The organism is Enhygromyxa salina, from assembly GCF_002994635.1.
Classification (GTDB): domain Bacteria; phylum Myxococcota_A; class Polyangia; order Nannocystales; family Nannocystaceae; genus Plesiocystis; species Plesiocystis salina_B.
Genome location: NZ_PVNL01000140.1, coordinates 1 through 20,785 on the forward strand (window position 1 = coordinate 1; position 20,785 = coordinate 20,785).

General features: G+C 68.8%; 19 protein-coding genes. 5 read left to right on the forward strand and 14 right to left on the reverse strand.

All coding sequences use genetic code 11. The features are described 5' to 3' along the window. Positions 1-224 precede the first annotated feature (224 nt). From ENSA7_RS38970 to prfA, 4 genes are all read right to left on the reverse strand, one after another. Positions 225-1,244 carry a hypothetical protein gene (locus ENSA7_RS38970; RefSeq protein ID WP_106094519.1) on the reverse strand — a complete coding sequence of 340 codons (1,020 nt, stop codon included), beginning with the start codon at positions 1,242-1,244 and terminating at the stop codon, positions 225-227. A 176-nt stretch (positions 1,245-1,420) separates the two neighbouring features. Continuing rightward, a complete protein-coding gene (gene tyrS, locus ENSA7_RS38975; RefSeq protein ID WP_106094520.1) occupies positions 1,421-2,707 on the reverse strand; it encodes a tyrosine--tRNA ligase in 1,287 nt (428 codons plus the stop codon). A 49-nt stretch (positions 2,708-2,756) separates the two neighbouring features. Next, on the reverse strand, positions 2,757-3,095 hold the full coding sequence (locus ENSA7_RS38980; protein ID WP_106094521.1) for a cell division protein ZapA: 339 nt from the start codon (positions 3,093-3,095) through the stop codon (positions 2,757-2,759). A gap of 22 nt (positions 3,096-3,117) precedes the next feature. Continuing rightward, on the reverse strand, positions 3,118-4,194 hold the full coding sequence (gene prfA / locus ENSA7_RS38985; RefSeq protein ID WP_106094522.1) for a peptide chain release factor 1: 1,077 nt from the start codon (positions 4,192-4,194) through the stop codon (positions 3,118-3,120). A gap of 129 nt (positions 4,195-4,323) precedes the next feature. Here prfA and ENSA7_RS38990 point away from each other — a divergent pair, with 129 nt between their 5' ends. The 5 genes from ENSA7_RS38990 to ENSA7_RS39015 all read left to right on the forward strand — a co-directional run bounded on the left by ENSA7_RS38990 (position 4,324) and on the right by ENSA7_RS39015 (position 10,577). Continuing rightward, positions 4,324-5,736 carry a GumC domain-containing protein gene (locus tag ENSA7_RS38990; RefSeq protein WP_106094523.1) on the forward strand — a complete coding sequence of 471 codons (1,413 nt, stop codon included), beginning with the start codon at positions 4,324-4,326 and terminating at the stop codon, positions 5,734-5,736. Positions 5,737-6,027: 291 nt separating this feature from the next. Further along, positions 6,028-6,663, forward strand: coding sequence for a UPF0158 family protein (locus ENSA7_RS38995; protein ID WP_106094524.1), 636 nt, complete (start codon positions 6,028-6,030; stop codon positions 6,661-6,663). Between the two features lie 71 nt (positions 6,664-6,734). Further along, a complete protein-coding gene (locus ENSA7_RS39000) occupies positions 6,735-7,706 on the forward strand; it encodes a DUF429 domain-containing protein (protein ID WP_106094525.1) in 972 nt (323 codons plus the stop codon). A gap of 100 nt (positions 7,707-7,806) precedes the next feature. Beyond that, a complete protein-coding gene (locus ENSA7_RS44690; protein ID WP_181234543.1) occupies positions 7,807-8,520 on the forward strand; it encodes a hypothetical protein in 714 nt (237 codons plus the stop codon). Positions 8,521-8,675: 155 nt separating this feature from the next. Further along, entirely contained in the window at positions 8,676-10,577 is a 1,902-nt protein-coding gene (locus ENSA7_RS39015; RefSeq protein WP_106094528.1) for an ATP-binding protein, read from the forward strand. Positions 10,578-10,849: 272 nt separating this feature from the next. Here the strand turns inward: ENSA7_RS39015 and ENSA7_RS39020 are convergent, their stop codons facing one another. From ENSA7_RS39020 to ENSA7_RS39065, 10 genes are all read right to left on the reverse strand, one after another. Further along, complete coding sequence (locus ENSA7_RS39020) at positions 10,850-11,845, reverse strand: glutathione S-transferase family protein (RefSeq protein WP_106094529.1); 996 nt, start codon at positions 11,843-11,845, stop codon at positions 10,850-10,852. A 35-nt stretch (positions 11,846-11,880) separates the two neighbouring features. Next, positions 11,881-13,833: a hypothetical protein gene (locus ENSA7_RS39025; protein ID WP_106094530.1), complete on the reverse strand. Its 1,953-nt coding sequence runs from the start codon at positions 13,831-13,833 to the stop codon at positions 11,881-11,883. A 27-nt stretch (positions 13,834-13,860) separates the two neighbouring features. Next, positions 13,861-15,123 carry an acyltransferase family protein gene (locus ENSA7_RS39030; RefSeq protein ID WP_181234544.1) on the reverse strand — a complete coding sequence of 421 codons (1,263 nt, stop codon included), beginning with the start codon at positions 15,121-15,123 and terminating at the stop codon, positions 13,861-13,863. A gap of 50 nt (positions 15,124-15,173) precedes the next feature. Then, positions 15,174-15,836 carry a hypothetical protein gene (locus ENSA7_RS39035; RefSeq protein WP_106094532.1) on the reverse strand — a complete coding sequence of 221 codons (663 nt, stop codon included), beginning with the start codon at positions 15,834-15,836 and terminating at the stop codon, positions 15,174-15,176. A gap of 80 nt (positions 15,837-15,916) precedes the next feature. Beyond that, complete coding sequence (locus tag ENSA7_RS39040; RefSeq protein WP_181234545.1) at positions 15,917-16,804, reverse strand: STAS domain-containing protein; 888 nt, start codon at positions 16,802-16,804, stop codon at positions 15,917-15,919. A 196-nt stretch (positions 16,805-17,000) separates the two neighbouring features. Beyond that, positions 17,001-17,411: a hypothetical protein gene (locus ENSA7_RS39045; RefSeq protein ID WP_106094534.1), complete on the reverse strand. Its 411-nt coding sequence runs from the start codon at positions 17,409-17,411 to the stop codon at positions 17,001-17,003. A gap of 134 nt (positions 17,412-17,545) precedes the next feature. After that, entirely contained in the window at positions 17,546-18,550 is a 1,005-nt protein-coding gene (locus tag ENSA7_RS39050) for an NADP-dependent oxidoreductase (protein ID WP_106094535.1), read from the reverse strand. A gap of 42 nt (positions 18,551-18,592) precedes the next feature. Beyond that, positions 18,593-20,290, reverse strand: a complete 1,698-nt coding sequence (locus tag ENSA7_RS39055) for a dihydroxyacetone kinase subunit DhaK (protein ID WP_244924057.1) — start codon at positions 20,288-20,290, stop codon at positions 18,593-18,595. After that, on the reverse strand, positions 20,290-20,412 hold the full coding sequence (locus tag ENSA7_RS45965) for a hypothetical protein (protein ID WP_280524069.1): 123 nt from the start codon (positions 20,410-20,412) through the stop codon (positions 20,290-20,292). Before ENSA7_RS45965 ends, ENSA7_RS39055 begins: the two co-directional genes overlap by 1 nt. Before the next feature lie 69 nt (positions 20,413-20,481). After that, entirely contained in the window at positions 20,482-20,784 is a 303-nt protein-coding gene (locus ENSA7_RS39065) for a DUF2934 domain-containing protein (RefSeq protein ID WP_106094537.1), read from the reverse strand. Position 20,785: the final 1 nt, after the last annotated feature.

A 20,785-nucleotide genomic window follows, 5' to 3' on the forward strand; every position in this document is an offset into this window, starting at 1 on the left:
CTCCGGTGGGGGTGGCAGGGGGTCGTCAGCAGCAGCGGGCTCGGGCGCCGGCCGTGGGCTCTCGAGTGGACCTTCGATCGGTCCGCTGGGCGGCCCATCGAGCCTGGGTGGTGGCACCGCCGACGCGGCTCGCAGCGGCGCGACACTGAGCATCGCTGCCAACACGACCGCTCTGCGGGCACCCGCCGTCACTGTGCGACGGTACACGACCCGCGTGCGGGTGGTCAGGCTTCTTCGCCGCGACCGCTGTGGCGGAGCAGATCGAACAGCGCGGGCCGGCGGCGGCTAGGCCAGCTCTCGGGGCCCTGGGTCAGCGCTCGGCGACCACGCGAGACCCGCTGATCCATGGCCTGGCGGCTCAGCCCGTCGAGGGCGACCGGGCGGCTGGCCTGCAGATCCATGAGCTCGACCCGATCCTCACCCAGCAACCCAGCCAGGGCGTTCTCGAGCAGGACCGACTCGGCCAGGCGAAGCTCGCGCAGGGCTGCGCGCAGGCGCGCCCGCATCCGCAGGGTCTCGCGCTCATCCTCGGCGACCAGGCGCAGGGCCTCGGCCCGATCGGCGGCGTCACGCGCGAGCGCGACGTTGCTCGCGGCGACCATGACCGGCAGCGGTCGCATGTCGTCTTCGGTCAGCGCGGGCTCGAGCAGCATCGCTTCGACCTCGGTCCAGGCGATCTCGTCGACGGCTCGCTCGTCGCCACCGAGCGACTCGAAGTCGGTCGAGCTCCACGTGGTGACGAGCAGCTGCAGGCGGACCGACTCGAACAACAACAGCTCGGACAGCGCGGCCTGCAATTGCTCGGGGCCGTCTCCCGCGCTGGCAGGATCGGCCCCGAAGGCACGCGCGAACAGATCGGCGTGGAGGTTGGACAGGCGGCCAGCGACGGCCTGGGACTGCTTTTGCAGCTCGGCGGCCTTGCGGGCGCTCTTGGGCTTGGCCGTGGGTGACAGCTTGCGCTCGATCGCTTCGCCGCCGATCGCGGCCACCCACGGCTGCAGCTCGCGGGGGATCTCGACGAGCAGCGCGTCGCGCAGGCCCTCGTGAAATTCCATCAGGTGGGGGAAGCGCGGGTCGTGGACGGCGGCGTCGAGGTTCACGCCACGCATCCGCGCGTCGAGGGCCTCGATCGCGACCTGCTCGAGCTCGTCTTTGAGCAGCGAGAGATCGACGCCGGGCCCCGCACCGGTCCCCTCATGAGTTGGGAGCGCGCGGACGACAGTGGACGTAATCGAAGGATCCATGCAGGCAGAGGTTTCTAAGTCGGCAATTGCAGCGCGCAAGGGTGGCGCTCAAATCCGGCTCGCAGGCGACCCTGGCAGTCCCGCTGGTGCACAGCTGGTCGTTCGGACAGTCACCTGCAGCGTCGTACGTAGGGACCGCCGAATTGTTATCGGGCCGGGGCCGATCCCCGGTTAGCTCACGTAGTCAGCTTCACGCGGAAGCGCTTCTTGCGGCCGATCTGCAGGCGCAGCCCGTCGTCGCCGCAGCGCTCGGGGGTGATCAGCTCGGCCGGATCCGTGGCTGGCTCGCTGTCGATCTTCACGGCCCCCGACTTGATCCGCTCGCGGGCGTCTCGCTTGGACTTGAACCCGCCGACGCTGTCGTGGACGACGAGATCGAGCAGCCGCAGCTCGGGCTCGTTGATCTCGATGCACGGCAGCGCGCTCCAGTCTTCGCCGCTGCCAAACGCCTGGGCCGTGGCCCGGCGCGCGCGCTCGGCCTCGTCTTCGCCGTGCAGCAGCTTGGTGGTCTCGAACGCGAGCGTGTCCTTGGCCTGCTTGAGCGCGGCGCCTTCGTGGCTGGCGAGCTCGGCGACCTGCTCGAGCGGGAGCTCGGTGAACAGCCGCAGCAGCATCTCGACGTCGCGGTCGTGGCAGTTGATCCAGAACTGGTAGTAGTCGAAGGGCGAGCACAGCTCGGGGTCGAGCCACAGCGCGCCCTTGGCGGTCTTGCCCATCTTGCTGCCGTCGGCGGTGATCAGCAGCGGGTAGGTCAGGCAGTGGGCGGTGTCGGGCCGGTCGTTGTCGTCTTGCTCGGCGCCGACCCGGCGGATCAGCTCGACGCCGGAGATCATGTTGCCCCACTGATCCGCGCCCCCGACCTGCAGGCTGCAGTCGTACTCGCGGTGCAGGTGCAGGAAGTCGTAGGCCTGCAGCAGCTGGTAGTTGAACTCGAGGAACGACAGCGGCTGCTCGGACTCGAGCCGCTCGCGGTAGGTCTTGGCCGCGATCATGCGGTTGACCGTGAAGTGCCGCCCGATGTCGCGGATGAACTCGATGTAGCGCAGGCCTGCGAGCCAGTCGTTGTTGTCGATCACCTGGGCGTCGTTGGGCGCGCCGCTGTCGAAGTGCAGGAACCGTGCGAACTGCCGCTGCAGCGACGCGAGGTTGCTGGCGATCTGCTGATCATCGAGCATCTTGCGGGTCTCGCTGCGGCCGGACGGATCGCCGACCCGGGCGGTCGCGCCTCCCAGCAACATCAGCGGTCGGTGGCCGTGACGCTGCAGGTGCCGGGCCGCCATGATCGTCAGCAGGCTGCCCGCGTGGAGCGACGCGGCGGTCGGATCGTAACCGTTGTAAAAGGTCACCATCCCCGCCTGCATCGCGGCGTCGATCGCTGTGATGTCGGACGCGGCCTCGAAGAAGCCGCGCTCGACCAGGACCCGGAGCGCCGGGGATTTGAGTTGCTCGCTGGGGGCGGGCATGGACGTGGAGTCTATGCCCCGCACGCGAACCGTGCATCACCCGAGCGGATCAGCCCGGCTCGGACGCGTCGGACGCGTCTGGGTCGCCAGCCTCGAGCGCAGTCAGCAGCTCCTCGTGGGCCGCGAACGCGCCCTCGAGCCCCGCGAGCCGGGCCTCGACGCGAGCGCGGTAGCGCTGGCGCAGGTCTTTCTCACGAAACAGCTCATCGGCGATCTGCATGGCCACCAGCAGGGCCACCCGCTGCAGCGAGAAGCTGCGCCGGCTCCCGCTCAGCTCGCGCAGGTGGGCGTCGACATAGTCGGCGAGCTCCTGCACATACTCGGGCCCCTCGTCGCTGCGGATCGACAGCGTCTGCCCGGCGATCTCGACGTTGACTGACTGCTTCACGAGCCGAACCTCCCGGGCAACGCTACCCTCCGGCCATCTCGCTCATCCGCGCGGCCTCTTCGTCTTGTCGGAGGCTGATCAGGATGTCGTCGATGTCGCCATCCATGAACCCCGAGAGGTTGTGCCGGGTCACGCCGACGCGGTGGTCGGTGACGCGATCCTGCGGGTAGTTGTAGGTGCGGATCTTCTCCGAGCGATCGCCGGTGCCGATCTGCTGGCGGCGGTTGGCGGACCGCTCGGCCTCGGCCTTCTCGATCTCGATCTCGAGCAGCTTCGAGCGCAGCCGCTGCAGCGCCAGCTCACGGTTCTTGATCTGCGACTTCTCCTGGTCGCAGCGGATCGCGATGCCGGTCGGCTTGTGGACCACCCGGACCGCCGAGTCGGTGGTGTTGACGTGCTGGCCGCCCGAGCCGCTCGATCGCATGGCCGTGAACTCGAGGTCGCTGGGATCGATGTGAATGTCGATGTCCTCGGCCTCGGGCATGACCGCGACGGTCGCCGTGGACGTGTGGATCCGGCCCTGCGACTCCGTGGCCGGGACCCGCTGGACCCGATGCACGCCGCGCTCGTACTTGAGCTTGGCGTAGACGTCACGGCCGCACACGCGGCCGCTGATCTCCTTGAAGCCGCCCGCGGAGTTCTCCGAGAACTCGACCTGGTCGATCGTCAGGTTGTGGCGCTCGGCGTAGCGGCTGTACATGCGCCACAGATCCGCGACGAACAGCCCGGCCTCGTCGCCGCCAGGTCCCGCGCGGATCTCGAGGATGGAGTTCTTGCCGTCGTTCGGGTCCTTCGGGGTCAGCCGAAGCATCAGCTCGCTGGTGGTCTCGGCCACGCTCTGCTCGAGCTCGCGGACGTCGGCCTGGGCGAGCTCGCGCATGTCGGGGTCGTCGAGCAGTTCGCGGGCCTCCTCGAGCTGCTGCTCGAGCTCGAGCAGGCGCGCGAACGCGAAGGCGACGGCGCTCAGGTCGACGTGCTCGCGCGACAGCTCGAGGAACCGCCGCTTGTCCGCCATGACCCCGGGATCACAGATCATCTCGCTGAGCTCTTCGTGACGCTCGGCGATGCTCTCTATCTTGGCGCGAAGCTTGGGTTGCATGGCGAGCGCGGCTCCTGGCCCGCAGGTCGCCATCCTTAGCACCGCGTTCACACCCCAGCAACGGGGGCTCAGGGTCGGGCGCGAGCTGTCATTGCCTCGCGAGGGGGGGCCGGGTATGACTCACGCGCCATGGGCGACGAGCGTCGTTGGGCCGCGCGCTATCAGTTCCTCGAGCAGCTGTGGCGCGGGCGTAATCGGATTGTCTGCGACCGCGAACTCGAAGGGGTGCTGCACGCGGGCGTCGAGGGGCCGCTCGCGGTCCTGCTGGCGGAGCTGATCCCTGGCGACGGTGGTGACGCCCGTGCGTGGGTCGCCCTCCACAACGATCGGCGCGCGGCCAGCTTCGCTCGCGCACACAGCGGGACCGTGTTCGTCGGGCTCGACGACGCGGTCGAGCTCGCGACCGAGGAGGACTGGCAGGTCGCCCTGCTCAACCTCGACGACACCGACCCCGGCTCGATCGAAGGCTTGCTGGAGATCCTGAGCGAGCGGGCCGAGGACGATCCGACCCGCAGCGTGATCGTGACCCAGACCTGCGGTCACGACGAGGACGAGACCTACGAGCAGCTGGCCGAAGTGGTCGAGGAGCTGTTCGGCGATGGCCGCATCTACGGGCTCACGCGGCCGGGCATGCTCGCGTTCTATGATTTTGGGCCGGTCCTCGAGCTCGAGCTCGAGGGCGGCGGCGAGGGTGGTGGCGAAGCGGACGCCGAGGTCGGGATCGAGGTCGACAACACGCTCGGCACACCGACCCCTCGGTTCGAGGCCTTCATCGCCGTCGTCGGCGCGAGCTTGCCGGGCGAGGGCGTGACCTTCGTCGAGCTCCCGAGCCCGGCGCCCGATGGACCGCGCGAGGTCGCGGCACCGGGCACCGCGCGCGCCGAGACGGAGGAACTCGCGGCCCTTCGCGCGCAGCTCGCGGAGGCCCAGCGTCGCGGTGACATGCACGCGATCGAGCGCCAGGCCCAGCTCGAGCAGCTCGAGCAGGCCGAGGATCGCATCGCCAACCTGGGCGACGCGCTCCGCGAGGCGCGGGAGTCCTCGGGCTCGAGCGCGCCCAACCGGGACCTGAGTGGGGATCGGGCTGGGGTTCTGGGTGGAGATCAAGCTCGCGGGGACGGCCCGCGCCTCGACGAGGTGCTCGCCCGCGAGCAGTCGCTGCGCTGGGAGCTCGATCGCTTGCGCGGCGAGCTCGAGCACGTCCGCGCCCGCCCCGTCGAGCTGCTCGAGGCCGAGGTCGTCAGCCTCCGGGCCCAGCTCGACCGCGCCGAGGCCGAGCTAGACGAGCACGACGAGCAGCTCGAGCAGCTGCAGGCGGGCAGTGCCGAGGGCGACGCGGGCCCTGCGGGGGACATCGATCCAGACCGGTTCCACGCGCGCGCCGAGTCGCTCGATGACGACGGCCCGACAGCTGCGCAGGCCCGCGAGTGGATGCAGGCCAAGGCCAAGCTCGAGCATTTGCTGCGCAAGCTCGAGCGAGGCGGGCAGCTCTCGGCCCTGGCGCTGCACCGCGAGCTGTCTAGCTTGCGTCGGCTGCTGTAGTCAGAGCCACCTGTTCAGAGGTGGCGGGTCAGAGGTGGCGGGTCAGAGGTGGCGGGCCAAGGGTCGTAGGCCAGCGCGGGACCGCGGTTTCGGGCGGGCCCGCTTGCCCGTTCTCTTGGACAGGATCTATGCTGGCCAGGCGCGGACTGATCCGCGCGAGCACCGACCCGCCGCCTGACCAGCGGCCGACCAACTACCGAGCATCCCCCGCCGGCTCCGTGAGTCGGCACCCGCCCTGTCTGACCAACGGGGTCCGTCCGCTCGGCAATTCGAGGAAGAAGAAGATTAAGCATGCGTGTCGATCCCTCTGCATCCAAACCTGATTGGTCTGCGCTCGAGACCGCGTTCGAGCACAACGCCCCCGAGACCCACAGCTACCTCGACCTCGAGACCGGCCAAGTCGCGACGATCGTCGACAGTCGGCCCGAGGACGACGAGAAGCGGCTGGCGATCCGGCGCAACCCGGCGGGCTTCGTCCATCTCGATCCAGCCTCCTCGCGCGAGCAATACCGGTGGATGGAGCGCTTCGTCGCCTCCGTCGAAGACAAGGCGCTGCGCGACCGGCTGGTCCTGGCGATCGACGGCAAGGGCGCGTTTCGGCGATTCAAGGACGTGCTGCTGTCGTACCCCGTCGAGCGCGATCGCTGGTTTAGCTATCGCGCGACCTTGCTGCACATCTACATAAACAGCTGGCTGCGCACCAAGGACATCGTGCTCGGCGAGAACCCGCCGTGGGGCAGCCCCGACCAGCCGACCGAGCCCGACGTGCCGCTCGAGAAGCCGGTTGGGCGGCGCGGCGAGGGCCCAACCGAGACCCTGCGCAGCAAGGCCAAAGATCTGGTCGAGCAGCTGCCAGCGCTGGAGCTCCCCGCCGCGATCGCCTATCTGCGGTTCCTGGCCGAGCGAATGCCTTCGGTCCACGAGTGAGCTCAGCCGTGACAGGGTCGACGAGGCGGCCACCAAGCGGGGCCCGAGCAGGGTTCCGCCGGTTCGTCGGCGTGAGCCTGGGCGGCGGTCGAGGCAAGACCACCGCCGTCGCCCGACTCGAGCTCGCGGGCTCGGGCTCGGGCGAGACGAGCTTGACCCTGGTCGAGGCGCGGACCCGCTGGGGCCAGCGCGGCGGCGGCGAGGTCGACGAGGGCGACGACGCCGAGGCGCCGTTTCGTGACGAGGTGTTGCTGCGCTGGGTCGATCGTTGGGTCGATGAGCACACGGTCACCGCCGTCGACGCGCCACTGACGCTGCCGCCGTGTGTCCGCTGCCAATTGCACTGCCCTGGGATCGACGCGTGCACCGTCCCGGTCGTCGCGTGGATGCGCCGCCACGGTGGGTATCTGGTGATCCGAAAGGGCCGCAGCGATCCTGGTAAGCCCGCCGTCACGCCCTACACCCAGCGTGCGACCGAGCTGTTGCTCGAGCGGGCCACGCTCGAGCCGCGGGAGTCGCTGGGTCAGGGAATGGGACCGCTGGCGGCTCGGGCGGCGTACCTGCGCCGGGCCCTGTCGCCGCGGCTGCGCCTCAACGAGAACCTGATCGAGGTCCACCCGCGCGCAACCTTGATCCGGTTGTTGGGGCCACGGCGAGAGCGGCGGACCCGGCACGGCTCGGATCCCCAGATCTGGGAGAACCGCGCCTCCGTGCTCGCGGCCCTCGGCCAGATCGTCGAAGGCCTCGAGTTTGACCGGGTCTGGCCGGACCTCGTCGTCCGCAATGTCCACGTGTTCCACGCCGTGGTGTCTGCGTTTACGGCTTACTTTTGGGCGCACGAAGGCTGGAGCGGACCCGAAGACCTGCTGGAACCGGATTCGTTCGATGCCGCGGACGATCCGGCCGCCAGCTCGCCGCTCGACCCGCCATCCGATCCCCCGCATGATCACGTCGCGCAGCCCGAGCGGCTCGCCCGGGCGGTTGATGAACTGGGAGACCTGTGGCTCGAGGACGGCTGGATCTGGGCGCCCCCGCGGCGTTGATCCCCGCGGCGCCCCTAACCGTCCAATGAGATCATTCGAACGCTTCCCGATTCAGGTGGTACTGTGTGTGGGAGTCAACCTTTAGGGAGCGAACTTGGTCATGTCGAAGCGCGTCATTCATCTCAGTGCCACCACGTTCTTGTTCTTGTTGCCATCGTTGAGCTGTACGACCGGCGGCGGCGAAGAGGGCCTGACATTTGGGTCGTTCTCCACGCAAGCGACCTTTAATGGCTCGGCCGACATGGGTGAAGAAGACGAGAGCGAGAGCTCCGACAGTGGCGATGGCGATCCCAGCGGCGACGGCGACGGTGACGGCGACCCCGGTGACGGTGACCCGAGCGGCGACGGCGATCCGAGCGGCGACGGCGATCCGAGCGGCGACGGTGATCCCGACTGCCCGCCCGGCCAGTTCGGCTGCCCGTGCGACAACGGTCAGTGCGAGCCAGGGCTTCAGTGCAACATGGGCGAGTGCACCCTCGGCGGTGGCGACGGCGACGGCGACGGCGATGGCGACCCCACGACCACCGGCGGAGGCGCGGATCCCTGGGACCCCAACATGTGCGCCATGCCCAGCATCCCGGTCTCGATCAACGGCATCAACGGTGACCTGTGCTCGGCACCCTGCGCCCTCGATGCCGACTGTCCGGCGGGGCCGGTTGGCACGAGCCCGGCATGTGCGCTGATCCTCGAGGGCGCAATGGATCCCGATCATTGCGCGCTGATCTGTGATCCGGTCAACGACACGTGCTCGCCCGGGTCAACGTGCAAGGAAGTGCCGATGCAGCCTGGTGTCGGCATCTGTACGTATCCCTGAGCGAGCGACCACGCGCTGGCATCACCCGGCAGGCCAACCGAAGCTGAGTTGCTCGGGGGTCGCGCTGGGCGTTCGAATGGGGCGGCTTCGCGCGTGGGCTAGCGTGGTCGCGCCGGTGTATCGTCGGCGGACGTGGTTCAGGGACGCGCGCGACAATGAAGGTGGTCATCGTCGACTCCGACACGGCACGTCGAAGCGTGCTCGCGCGCGCGCTGCGTGACGCCCACGAGGTGGAGGAGCTGGCGGCCGCGAGCGCACCGCCGCCGAGCGCGGACGTGGCGATCCTCGCCTGTGATCAGCCCGATGGCCAAGGGGGCGCCCGCGTGGAGCTCGTGCGACGCACCCATCCACGCACCTGGATCATTGCGATCGCTGGGCTCGACGGCGTTCGTGAGGTGCTCGATGTCGGCGCCAATGACTGCGTGACTGCGCCGGTGAGCGCGGCCGCGATCAAGCTGCGGCTCGAGGTTGCGAGGGCCTCGATCGAGGGCGGGGGCGAGGAGCCGCGGGCCGTGTTCGAGCGCCTGCGTGCGTCGGAGCTCACGTTGCGCTCGGTGCTGCAGGCGACGCCCGACGCGATCATCGTCCACCGCGAGGGGCGCTACGTCTACGTCAACCCGGCCGCGGTGCGGCAGCTCGGCCTGACCAACGCCGACCAGGTGATCGGCAGCTCGATCTACAACTATGTGATGCCGAGCGAGGTCGCGTCGATCCGAGCTCGGATCGAGGAGATGCTGCGCAGCGGCGAGCCAGCACCGCCCCGCGACATGCAGCTGCTGCGGCCCAACGGCGAGACCTTCGTGGGCGAGGTCGTGTCGATCACCGCGAGCTTCGACGGCGCGCCGACGGTCATCACGATCATTCGGGATGTCAGCGGACAGCGGCGGATCCAGAGCCAGATGTTTCTCGCCGATCGGCTGGCCACGGTCGGGACCCTCACGATCGGCGTCGCCCACGAGATCAACAACCCGCTGTCGTGGGTGATGGGCAACCTGGGCCTGTTGATCGACGAGTTCGACAAGCAGGTCCGCATGCGTGAGCTGCCCGGCCACGACACGACCGCGGTCGCGGCCTCGCGCGCGCGCGTGCGTGAGCTGCTCGGACGCGCGCAAGAGGGGACCGAGCGGGTCCGGCGGATCGTCCGTGACCTGGGCCGGTTCGGGCGCGCCGACGACGAGGACGGCCAGGTCGTCGACGTCCACGCGCTGCTCGACTCGGCGATCGAGATCGCCGACGTGCAGATCCGCCATCGCGCCCGCGTCGAGCGGGAGTATGGCTCCACCGGCTACGCCCGCGGCGGCGAGGCGCGGCTTGGCCAGGTGTTCCTCAACCTGTTGGTCAACGCGGGCCAGGCGATCGAGTCAGGCTCACCGCGCGACAACCTGGTCAAGGTCGACACCCGTGATCTCGACGACGGTCGGGTCGAGATTGCGATCTCCGACACGGGCTGCGGCATGCCCGAGCGGGTCCGCGAGCGGATCTTCGAGCCCTTCTTCACGACCAAGCCAGTCGGTCAAGGTACCGGCATTGGCCTGGCGATCTCGCACAGCATCGTGACCTCGATGGGCGGCGAGATCGTGGTCGAGAGCGAGGTCGATCGGGGGACGACCTTCCGCGTGCGGCTCGGGTCGGCGCTCGAGGACGTGCCCAGCGTCGTCGCGCGAACCAGCCACGAGGAGTCGGACGGGCACCGCGTGGTCCCTGCGGTGCGCGTGCTGGTGGTGGACGACGAGCCGCTGATCCGCGAGATGGTGTGTGACGCCCTGGCCCAGCACGACGTGACGACCGTCTCCAACGGGCGTGACGCGCTGGCGCGGATCCTCGCTGAAGAGTGGGATCTCATCCTCTGCGACATGGTCCTGCCGGAGCTCTCGGGGTTGGACGTGTATCGGGAGATCGAGGCGCGGCGGCCCGATGTCCTCGAGAAGCTGGTGTTCATGACCGGCGGAGATTTTTCTCGCAAGGATCTCCGCTTGCCGAGCGGAACCCAGGTGCGCCGGTTGGAGAAGCCGTTCTCGATCAAGGCGCTGCGGTCGATGGTCCGCCGCGGTAGGTGAGGGCTGGTTTTACCCCCAGTCGAACCCGACGCGACCCGTGCTCGGCTGCGCCTCCGCGCGGGTCGCCACCCTCGCTTCGCTCGGGCTCGAGGTCGGGTCCGCCTGTGGGAACGCTTCGCTTTCTTTTTACCCCCAGTCGAACCCGACGCGACCCGTGCTCGGCTGCGCCTCCGCGCGGGTCGCCACCCTCGCTTCGCTCGGGCTCGAGGTCGGGTCCGCCTGTGGGAACGCTTCGCTTTCTTTTTTACCCCCAGTCGAACCCGACGCGACCCTTATCCGAAGATCGTGGTTTGGGCCGAGATGCCGGGTTGATCGCGGTTGTGCGGGCGCTGTAGCTCGGCCTCCACGTTTGGCCCGATCGGGACGATGCCATGCGGGTTGATCGTGACGTGGCTGGCGTAATAGTGCTTGCGGATGTGCTCGAAGTTGCAGGTCTGGGCGACGCCGGGGAGCTGGTAGATCTCGCGGACGAACGCCCACAGGTTGGGATAGTCGATGATCCGCTTGCGATTGCACTTGAAGTGGGTGTTGTAGACGAGATCGAAGCGGATCAATGTGGTGAACATGCACAGATCAGCCTCGGTCATGCGATCGCCGGCGAGCCAGCGCTGGGTGGCGAGCACGGCCTCCCAGTGATCGAGCGCCTCGAACAGGCGGTGGACAGCTTTGTCGTAGGCTTGCTGGGTGGTGGCGAAGCCCGCCATGTAGACGCCGTTGTTGATCGGACCGTAGATCGCGTCGATGACCTGATCGACACGCTCGAGCAGGTCCGGTGGCGCGAGGTCGACGTCACGGGTGGCGACGCCGCGAAACTCGTGGTCGAGCATGCGCAGCAGCTCGCGCGACTCGTTGTTGACGATCGTGTGGGTGTGCTTGTCCCACAGCACGGGCACGGTCACGCGGCCCGTGAAGCGTTCGTTGGCGGCGAGGTAGACGTCGCGCAGGTACTCGGCGCCCAAAATCTTGTCGGGGGTGGCGCCCTCGATCTCGGGGTTGAAGCGCCAGCCCTGATCGCTCATGAAGTGCTCGACGACCGACAGGTCGATCGCGTGGTCGAGGCCCGCGAGCGCGCGCATGAGGATCACCCGGTGCGCCCACGGACAGGCCCAGGAGACATAGAGGTGATAGCGATCGCTGGCGGGCGTGAACGGGGTGCTGTGGTCAGCCCGCACCCGGTGGCGAAACGTGGCCTCGGTCCGCACGAACTGGCCGTCGCTGTCGGGTTGATACCAATCGGTCTGCCACTTGCCGTCGACGAGGAGTCCCATTGCGCACGCGAGCCTACGACACCGGCGCGCGAGTGTTACTGCGCTGAGGTTGCGACCGGGAGACGCGGCAGGGGGACGATGTTGCGTGCGCCGGCGGCTGGCACGGCCCAGCGCTGCAAGCCGTGCTTGGTCGCGACCACGAACACCAAGCTGGGGTCGTCGAGCGAGCGATCAAAGCGGAACTGCAGGCGGGTCGGGTGGCCGTCGTCGTCGGCGACGATCTTCACGCGCATGCTCGGGTACTCGAGCACGTCGCCGGCCCGCAGTGGTTGATCGGCGCGGCGAAAGAACAGCTCACCCGCGGTGTGCATCCACGCGCCCTGCACCGCGAACAGCTCGAGGGTGTCGTCGGCGGGGCGCGTGGCGACGATCGGAAAGTCGCCGCCCAGCGCCAGCGGTCGCCACGTCGCGGGCACGGGCAGCCCTTGGCTCGCGAGCACGAACTCGCCGTAGAGCCCCACGGACTGGCTGGGACCATTGAGGATCACCACGTCGCGGCCCTCGAGCGGCTGCGAGAGCAGATCGCCGGCCGTGAACGCGAAAATATTGGCGGCCTGCAGGTCGTCGAGGTGCTCGATGTACGCGTTGCCCCAGCGCAGATCGCCGATCGTGTGCACCCACGCGAGCAAGCCCGCGAGCGGAATCAGCAGCACGCCGCGGACCAGCGTGGGCCAGCGCTTGGGTGGCGGGCCGGCTGGGTTCTCGGGCGCGAGGCCAGCGCGACCGAGCAGGAGTCGCGCGCAGGCCACGAGCGCCGCGGCGACCACCGCACAGGTGCCGAGCTGGGCGATGATCAGCAAGCGCGAGTGCGAGGGCGCGACCGCGATCGGCAGCATTCCGACGACCGCCCCGACACCGAGCGCCCGCAGTGCCTTGCGCTCGTCGGCGTACCAGGCGTGACGCGCGAGCAGCAACACGACGACCGCGGCGGCGATCCCCCACCACGCCAGGTGCACGTGCGCCATGTGATAGTCGTCAGGAGTTGGATCGGGGGGGACAAACAAGTGATCGAGGCGCGAGGGTAGGCCGAACCGAAATACGTGGATCGTCGCGCCCGGGATCGACCAGAACGCGGCGGCGATCAGCTGGGGGATGCGGGTGGTGGCCCACTTGGCGTAGCCGGTTGGGGAGTGGAAGGGATCGGCGTAGACCTCGGCGCCGAACGTGCCGTAGCCGAGCAGCTTGTGCGCGAGCAGGTACACGAACACGGGGATCAGCGCGGGGATCAGCGCGCGCGCGCGCTGCCTGGCCGGGCCCTCTCCGACGAACAGCTCCCACGCGCCGAGGTACGCCAGGATGCTCAGCCCGTACTCGCCAGCGCTGATGCACGCGGCCATCAGCACGCCCACGAGCACGCCCCCGCGCCGCTGCATCCAGCTTGGGGTGTAGGGATCGGGGTCGCGCCACTGCGCGTGGGCCCACACCGTCAAGAACCCAAAGGTCGCGCACACCAGCACGCAGCGGTTGGCCAGCCATGACAGCGGCGAGACCATGCCCGCGTCGCAGGCGTAGAGCATGACCGCCACGATCGCGACCGGAGCCGGCAGCAGCTTGCGGGTTGCGAGCCCGAGCGCGACGATCGACGCCGCGAACCACAGCATCGTGTGCACGTGCCACAGCACGACCTTGCCCGGCGCGACCGCGTGGTCGAGCCACAGCAGGCAGCTGGCCAGGGGCCGAAGCACCGTCCCATGCAGCTCGGGCACCGACCACCACGGCGCCGTGCCCTGCTCGACGTGGTCGACCAGCAGGTCGCCGCGGCGCAGGAACGAGTACAGATCAAACGGCGCGTAGCCCTCGCCCGGGTAGGTGCCGGACAGCATGCCGAGCTGCATGAAGTCATCGCTCATCAGGCCGACCGACACCGCCGACCAACGCAGCGCGATCCCGATCGCCGCGACCGCGAGCAGGAACGTCAGGTAGCGCCGATACTCCAGCTGAGACGGCGGTCGCCGCCGCCGCGGGGTGACGTCGCGGCCCAACTTCATAGGAGCCTCCCCACCTTCATGGGAGCCTCATGGACTGGCCGCAGGCTCGCTCGCGCGGGCTTCCACGTAGCGGATCCGCAGCCGCATGAACGGGCGCTCGACGCCGTTGAAGAACAGCAGCGACAGCGCGATCGCGGCCGGGAACGCCAGCAGCAGGGTGTTGAGCGAGGCGTCGAGCATCGGGTGGATGCCTGGAAACCACTGGTGAAAGGGCAGCATCAGGCCGGGCATGCGACCGCGCTCGAGCGGATCACCGATGACCAAGCCGACGATCATGAAGTGGCAGACATAGGTGGAGAAGCTCATGTCGCCGCAGAACGCGAACACCCGCTTGAGCGGGCTCCACAGCTTGCCCGCGACACCCAGGTACGTCAGGACCACGAACAGGCACACCAGCGACTCCCAGGTTGGCGCCCAGATCTTCCACCAGGCCTGCTTGGGGTAGCCGCCGCTTTGGTTCAAGAACCACTCCCAGCCCAGCAGCACGGTCAGCCCGGCGGCGAAGCTGGCCCACGGGTGCTCGCGCAGGGCGGTGACCACCCCGCGCCAAAACTGGTTGCTGGGCCCGAGCTTGGCTACGCGCGGGTCATTGTGCCAGCGCAGGTACAGCCGCGCGCCGAGCATGCCGATCAAGAACGCGTCGAGCCGCCCGGGGATCAGGTGCCAGTAGTGTAGGTCACGGATGCTGTCGCCCAGGAAGAAGCCGACGGTGCGCAGCCCGATCATGAGCGCGATCATCCACACCAGCGGCTTGCTGCCTTGGCCGTTCATGATCGCGATCAGGAACGGGAAGATCAGATAGAACTGAAATTCCACGGCCACTGTCCAAAACGCCGTGGTCACCGGGTGCAGGCGCAGCGCGCCTGGCATGTCACCGAAGATCGTGACGGTCGCGAGGAACCCGTCCCACGAGAACTGCTCGGGGAACAGCGCCATGCCGAAGAACAGCGCGGTCAGGAACACGGGCATGACCCGCAGCACCCGGTTGCGCATGTACTTGCCGTACGCCAGCTGCTTGTCGAACGCGACGAGCGTGAAGATGAACCCGCTGACGATGAAGAACACCGTCACGAACACGTGGGTCTCGATCAGCGGAGCGAACAGCGGGTTGTTGGTCTTGGGCCAGTTGTTCCACGTGACCGCGGGCGGGTAGTGCATGCCCAGCGAGACCCAAAACCCGTGGTGGAACAGGACCATGAACGCGGCGAAGCCACGCAGGTGATCGAGGCCCTCGACGTAAGAGACGTTGAGGCTGCTCGCGGCGCTGGACTGCGTGGGGGCCTGGGCCACGGCCGCAGCATACTCCATGGTCCTTCACCCCCACAGATCGACGTGGCAGGCTACGGCTGGGCCACGACGGTCATCGAGCCCCGGAGGTCGGTCGCGTAGTCGAACAACCCGCTGTCGGGCTCGAGCGCGTAGGTCCCCGGCGACAGCGGCTCCGGTGGGTGCAGGGCACACGACCCGTCGTCGCTCCAGTACTGGGATTGACCCGCCGAGCGAACTGCGAGCCGGAACCGCGCGTCACCGCCGGGCTCGAGGGTCACGCGGGCATTGGGCATCGAGCATGACCCGCCGGCAACACAGTCTTGGTTGAGTCGCTCGCCGCCCGCGTCGCGCACCAGCAGCTGGAGATCGGCGCTGCACGCCAGCGCTGGGAGGTCGAAGGTCAGCGGCTCATCCGTGGGGTTGCTGATCACGTAGTCGATCTCGGCGCTGGCGTCGGGGGTGAGCTGAAGCTCGGCGGGCTCGAGGCGCTCGCGGAGGCGGGGATCCGGCTCCAGATAGCTGTCGAGGGGGCTCGCGCATCGGGACGTGTCCTCGGCCATCCACTTCAGGTCGAGCTGTGTCCCCGTGCACGCCTGCGTCAGGCTCGGAAGCGCGGGGCTCTCCACAGCTGGACTGGGCACGACATCGGGCTCTGTGCTGGGGGCCCCGCTCGGGGCCGGGGTAGCGCACGAGAGCAGCGTGCCGATCAGCAAGGTTGGACCAAAGCGGTGCATCGCGCGGAGCCTAGCCAATTCGCGTGGCTGCGTAGAGGACCGCGTCGCTCGATCCACACCGGAGCCTCACCGCCACGCGCTCAGCCTCGAGCGGCCCGTGCTCGCCGACGCCGATCCCGGAGGATTCGCAGCGCGCTCTCGAGGTTGCGCATGCACATGCCCGCCGGAATCTCTGCGTTCGAGCTCACCATCGCCTGGGCGTTGGGCCCTGAGATCCCGGTGAGATAGGCCCGCGCGCCCAGCAGCGCGAGCGATCGCGTCAGTCGAACGAGCTCGTTGGCGGTCAGCTCGTCCATGACCCCGAGACCCGTGACGTCGATGACGACCTCGCGGGCCTTGGTCGCGCTGACCGCCTCGAGCAGCTTCTCGCGCACGATCTCGCTGCGCTGAAGGTCGAAGTTGCCGGCCAGCGGCAGCGCGAGCACGCCAGCGCCGACCTCCAGGATCGGGGCCGTGAGCGCGATGATGTCTCGCTTTTGGGCCTCGATGACCTGAAGCTTGTCATCGAGGGCCTTGGCCGACTTGGCGACGGCCTGGGCCTTGCTCCGCGCGAGCTCGGCGGCCTCGAGCATGGCCTTGCTCTCGGCCTGGGCCCGGCGCTCGTCTGTGACGTTGGTGAATTCGACCAGCGCGCTGGATTCGTCGAGCGGCCGAACCACGATCGAGAATACGCCGTCGGGGACAATCTCATCTTTGTAGGGGACATCGCCCAGCGCCATCGTGGTCTGCGATTGAATGACCTGGGTGAACACGCCCGGCAGCGGAGTGTCGAGCGCGCCTGGGAAGCCGACGTTGATCTGCTTGTCGAGCACGTCTTCGACCCGCACGCTGAGGAAGCGCGCCGCCGCGGGGTTGCAGACCCGCAGCACCAGGCTCTCGCGCTCGCCCGGGACCTCGAGCTGCCACACGCATACGCCCACGTGCAGAAGATCGAGGACATTGCCGAGTGCGAGCGCTGACAAGGTCATCGGTGCAGCATACCGATCGCCGCCTGCGTGGGGTCCGCGTGGACGATTGAATTGATCGCGGTCACCCTCGCCAGGAGCGTCGCAATTGCGGTCGAGGCTCCGGCTCGCGAGATGAGGGTGACCGCTGGATCGAGCTGGGTGCTTGGTCATTCCCGGGGGGGTGGTCGCCCTGGGTCGCCGACGACTCACGCCTGTCTCAGGCGCTCCCGACTCGCACGGGCAGCGCCCCTGGGATCTTTCCAAAGTCGACGTGGTCCTCGATCACGACGGTCAAGAAGGAGTCGTGCTCGACGATCACCGCCGGGTACTCGAGCCCACGAAACGCGGCGCGAACGCTGGGCCACACGACCACCTCGCCGGGTCGCTGGGGCGCTTCGGTTCGTGAGAGCTGCTCCTCGAGCAGCTCTCGCAGCACGGTTGGCCCGTGGCCTTCGACGATCGCGGCGGCCACGATCGAACCCGAGCGATCGATCCAGGCGGCGACTCGCATCGGCTTGCCGCGGTGCCGCAGACCGCGCGGACGGATGACGCCGCCGGTCCATCGGGTGGCTCGCGCGTGCGAGCTGGGGGTGGTCAGGGAGGGCTTGGTTGCGGTGGTTTGGTCCATCACTCCCGTTCTCGGCCCGGCGACGCGAGTGTTGCAGGGATCGGCAAAAAAATGTGTTCGGCCGGCTCGCGGCGGTGGCGGCAGCTCGGGACGGCGCGGCGCGAACGCGTCTGTGCACGGTCCAGGCCGGCTCGCTAGCTGACTTTCAGCACCAGCTTGCCGAGCTTCTCACCCGAGAACAGCTTGGCGAACGCGTCGGCGAAGTTCTCGACACCCTCGATCACGGTCTCGCGGTAGCTCAGGTCACCGGCGGCCAGCCACGCGCCCAGCTGCTGCAGGGCCTCGCCGTAGCGCTTGGCGTAGTCGAACACCACAAACCCCTCCATCCGCGCGCGCGACACCAACAGCGCCATATAGTTCGACGGCCCCTCGACCTTGTCGACGTAGTTATACTGCGAGATCGCCCCGCAGATGACCACGCGCGCGCGCATGGCCAGCTGCGTCAACGCCGTATTCAGGAGCTCGCCGCCGACGTTGTCAAAGTACACATTCACGCGATCAGGACAGGTGGCCTTGATCCGCTCGCGCACGTCGTCGTGCTTGTAGTCAATTGCGGCGTCGAACCCGAGCTCCTCGACCAGGTGTCGACACTTGTCGGGTCCACCCGCGATCCCGACCGCGCGGGCGCCCTTCAGCTTGGCGATCTGCCCGACCATGGATCCGACCGCCCCAGCCGCGCCGGAGATCAACACCGTGTCGCCGGCCGCGAGCGCCCCGATCTCGAGCAAGCCAAAGTAGGCGGTCACCGCTGGCATCCCCAGCACGCCCAAATAGGCCGAGAGCGGCGCGAGGGTGGGATCGACCTTCTGCAGGCCCTTGCCGGGGACGCAGGCGATCGACTGGACCCCGAGCAGGCCGCTGACGTGATCACCCTCGACGAAGTTGGGGTCGCGCGAGGCCAACACCCGACCCACGGCGCCGGCACGCATGACCTCGCCGAGGCCGACCGGTGGCACATAGGAGCGAGCGTCTCGCATCCACCCGCGCATGGCGGGGTCCAACGAGATGTATGCGTTGGCGACCACGACCTCGCCCTCATCGGGGTCGGGGACGGGCTGGCTGCGGATCTCGAAGTCGCTCGGCGTCGGCACGCCCTCGGGGCGATTGACCAGGATCACTTGGGTGCTGGTGTGTGACACGCTCGTGTATACCCGGGTTTGCGTGGCCGTGCGGTGACTCGCTCACGCGGGCGGGTTTGTGAGCGCGTCGCGGACCGCCTCGAACGCGGCGGCGACGGCCACGGCGCCCGGATCTGGAACGCCCGCGAGGACCGGCGCCGAGAGGTACGCGGCCCGTCCAGCCTTGGCGAGCGGCATGTTGGCGGTTCGCTCGGCGCCCTCGCGCGCGGCGGCGGCGGCCTGCGAGAGATCGCCGGAGGCGATCAGCGCGGCGAAGCCTGGGACCAGCGCGTCGATCATGGTGCGATCACCCAGCCGCGCGCCGCCGTAGTCTTGGATCCGCGCGACGCCTTCACTCGCGGCCGCCGCCCAGCCCAGACCGCGACCGTAGGCCTGCCCGGCCGCCGTGCAGAAGATCGACATCAGCACGCCCGAGCTGCCACCCATGGCCTCGCCCAAGATCTCGCCGAGGGCAGCCAGCAGCTGGTCGGGGCGGGCGTAGGGCAGCTGCCCCGCGCGAGCCTGAATCGCCCGCGCGGCCGTGGCGAAGGTCGACCCGGTGTCGCCGTCGCCGATCTTTGCGTCGAGCGCGTCGAGCTCGGCCTGCATGTCGACCAGCCGGTGAAGCAGCGCCGCGAGCCCCCGCTCCACGCGATCGTTCGAGCTCGGCGCGACCGCGTCACGAGCCGGCTTGGCGGGCAGCGGCCGGAGCTCGAGCGCCGGGGCGGGCACGACCGGGGCCCGCCACGCTGCCGGAGCGCACGCGCTGCTGAGCGCCGCGCGGCGGAGCTCATCTAGCCGCAGCAGCGAGAGCGAGAAGCCGTTCATGTCGAGCGAGGTCATCAGCGGCGCCGGGCCGATCACGAGCTCGAGCGCCGGGCCGAGCTTCGAGCGAAGGATCTCGTGGGCGATCAGCGACATCTCGATCGGCGGTACGGCGCCGAGGTTGTTGATCAGCGCGGCGTAGCGGTGATCCCCGGTGGGCAGCGACGCCGCGAGGCGATCGACGATCAGCGCGACGATCGAGCCGACGGGCTGGATGGGGATGGTCTCGACGCCGGGCTCGCCGTGAATGCCGAGGCCGAGCTCCGTCTCGTCGCTGGCGAGCCGCGTTGGCGCGGGCTGGCCGGGGATCGAGCAGGTCTCGAGGCTGACCCCGAGCGACCAGATCTCGCCCGCGGCCGCCTGCGCGGCGTCGGCCACCACGTCGAGATCGGCGCCCTGCTCGGCGAGGTGACCCGCGATCTTGTGCACGAACAGCGTGCCCGCGACGCCCCGCGGCTGGGCCGACCCCGGAATCGCGATGTCGTCGGCGATCAGCACGGTCTGCACGCGCTTGCCCTGAGCTCGCGCGCGCTCGGCCGCTAGCCCGAAGTTGAGCCGGTCGCCCGTGTAGTTCTTGACGATCAGCACACAGCCCGCGTCGCCGGTCACGGCCATGATCCCCGCGTAGACGGCCTCGACGCTGGGCGACGCGAAGACCTCGCCACACACGGCCGCGCTCAGCAGCCCGCGACCGACGAAGCCCGCGTGGGCCGGCTCGTGACCGGCGCCACCACCCGAGATCACGGCGACCTTGCTGGGGTCGAGCTGTGCGCGGGTGACCACCTTGATGTGGGGATAGCCGTCGAGCCGCGCGAGCGCGTTGCCGCCACCGAGCGCGACCATGCCGTCGAGCGCCTCGGTGACGAGGGAGTGCTTGTCGTTGATGAAGCGCTTGTTGGTCGAGGTCATGATCGGCACCCGTCGCTCGCGATCCATTATCCTGCGATCAGCTTGATCGCCTTGCCATGATGCTCGCGCATGTAGGCCGCATATTCCTCGGCGGCGCCGGGCTCACCCTGCTCGATTCGCACGTACAGATCGCACCGCGGGCAGGACATGCAGTTACCCGTATAGTGGTCATACAGTCGCTTCATGTGCGTGGGGCTGAGCTTCATGTCCTGCTCCGTTCACGGCAGCGGTCGAAGGGCGCGCGAGCGCTGCGCTGTCAGCTCGGCTTCGGCCTGGTGCCAGTGCTGCTCGGCCTGGCCGGGGACTTGCCCAGCGGCCTGCCAGATCGCGTAGGCCCGGGCTTGGATCTGGGCCTGGCTGACCTGCGGCAAGGGCAGCAATTGCGCGCATTGTTGCGAGGTCGAGTCGTAGGGTGCCGCGGTGAACCAGCTCTGGCGGCCGACCGGAACCCCGCGGTGGCGGTAGCAGTCGGCGCGCAGCGGGCAGCCGTCTGCGGGGCACATGGTGATGTCGAGCGGCACG

Coding starts and splice junctions, on each gene's coding strand:
- ENSA7_RS38970 (WP_106094519.1), bottom strand. CDS start 1,244: ATGGATCCTTCGATTACGTCCACTGTCGTCCGCGCGCTCCCAACTCAT.
- tyrS (WP_106094520.1), bottom strand. CDS start 2,707: ATGCCCGCCCCCAGCGAGCAACTCAAATCCCCGGCGCTCCGGGTCCTG.
- prfA (WP_106094522.1), bottom strand. CDS start 4,194: ATGCAACCCAAGCTTCGCGCCAAGATAGAGAGCATCGCCGAGCGTCAC.
- ENSA7_RS38990 (WP_106094523.1), top strand. CDS start 4,324: ATGGGCGACGAGCGTCGTTGGGCCGCGCGCTATCAGTTCCTCGAGCAG.
- ENSA7_RS38995 (WP_106094524.1), top strand. CDS start 6,028: ATGCGTGTCGATCCCTCTGCATCCAAACCTGATTGGTCTGCGCTCGAG.
- ENSA7_RS44690 (WP_181234543.1), top strand. CDS start 7,807: ATGTCGAAGCGCGTCATTCATCTCAGTGCCACCACGTTCTTGTTCTTG.
- ENSA7_RS39015 (WP_106094528.1), top strand. CDS start 8,676: ATGAAGGTGGTCATCGTCGACTCCGACACGGCACGTCGAAGCGTGCTC.
- ENSA7_RS39020 (WP_106094529.1), bottom strand. CDS start 11,845: ATGGGACTCCTCGTCGACGGCAAGTGGCAGACCGATTGGTATCAACCC.
- ENSA7_RS39025 (WP_106094530.1), bottom strand. CDS start 13,833: ATGAAGTTGGGCCGCGACGTCACCCCGCGGCGGCGGCGACCGCCGTCT.
- ENSA7_RS39035 (WP_106094532.1), bottom strand. CDS start 15,836: ATGCACCGCTTTGGTCCAACCTTGCTGATCGGCACGCTGCTCTCGTGC.
- ENSA7_RS39040 (WP_181234545.1), bottom strand. CDS start 16,804: ATGACCTTGTCAGCGCTCGCACTCGGCAATGTCCTCGATCTTCTGCAC.
- ENSA7_RS39045 (WP_106094534.1), bottom strand. CDS start 17,411: ATGGACCAAACCACCGCAACCAAGCCCTCCCTGACCACCCCCAGCTCG.
- ENSA7_RS39055 (WP_244924057.1), bottom strand. CDS start 20,290: ATGGATCGCGAGCGACGGGTGCCGATCATGACCTCGACCAACAAGCGC.
- ENSA7_RS45965 (WP_280524069.1), bottom strand. CDS start 20,412: ATGTCCTGCCCGCGGTGCGATCTGTACGTGCGAATCGAGCAGGGTGAG.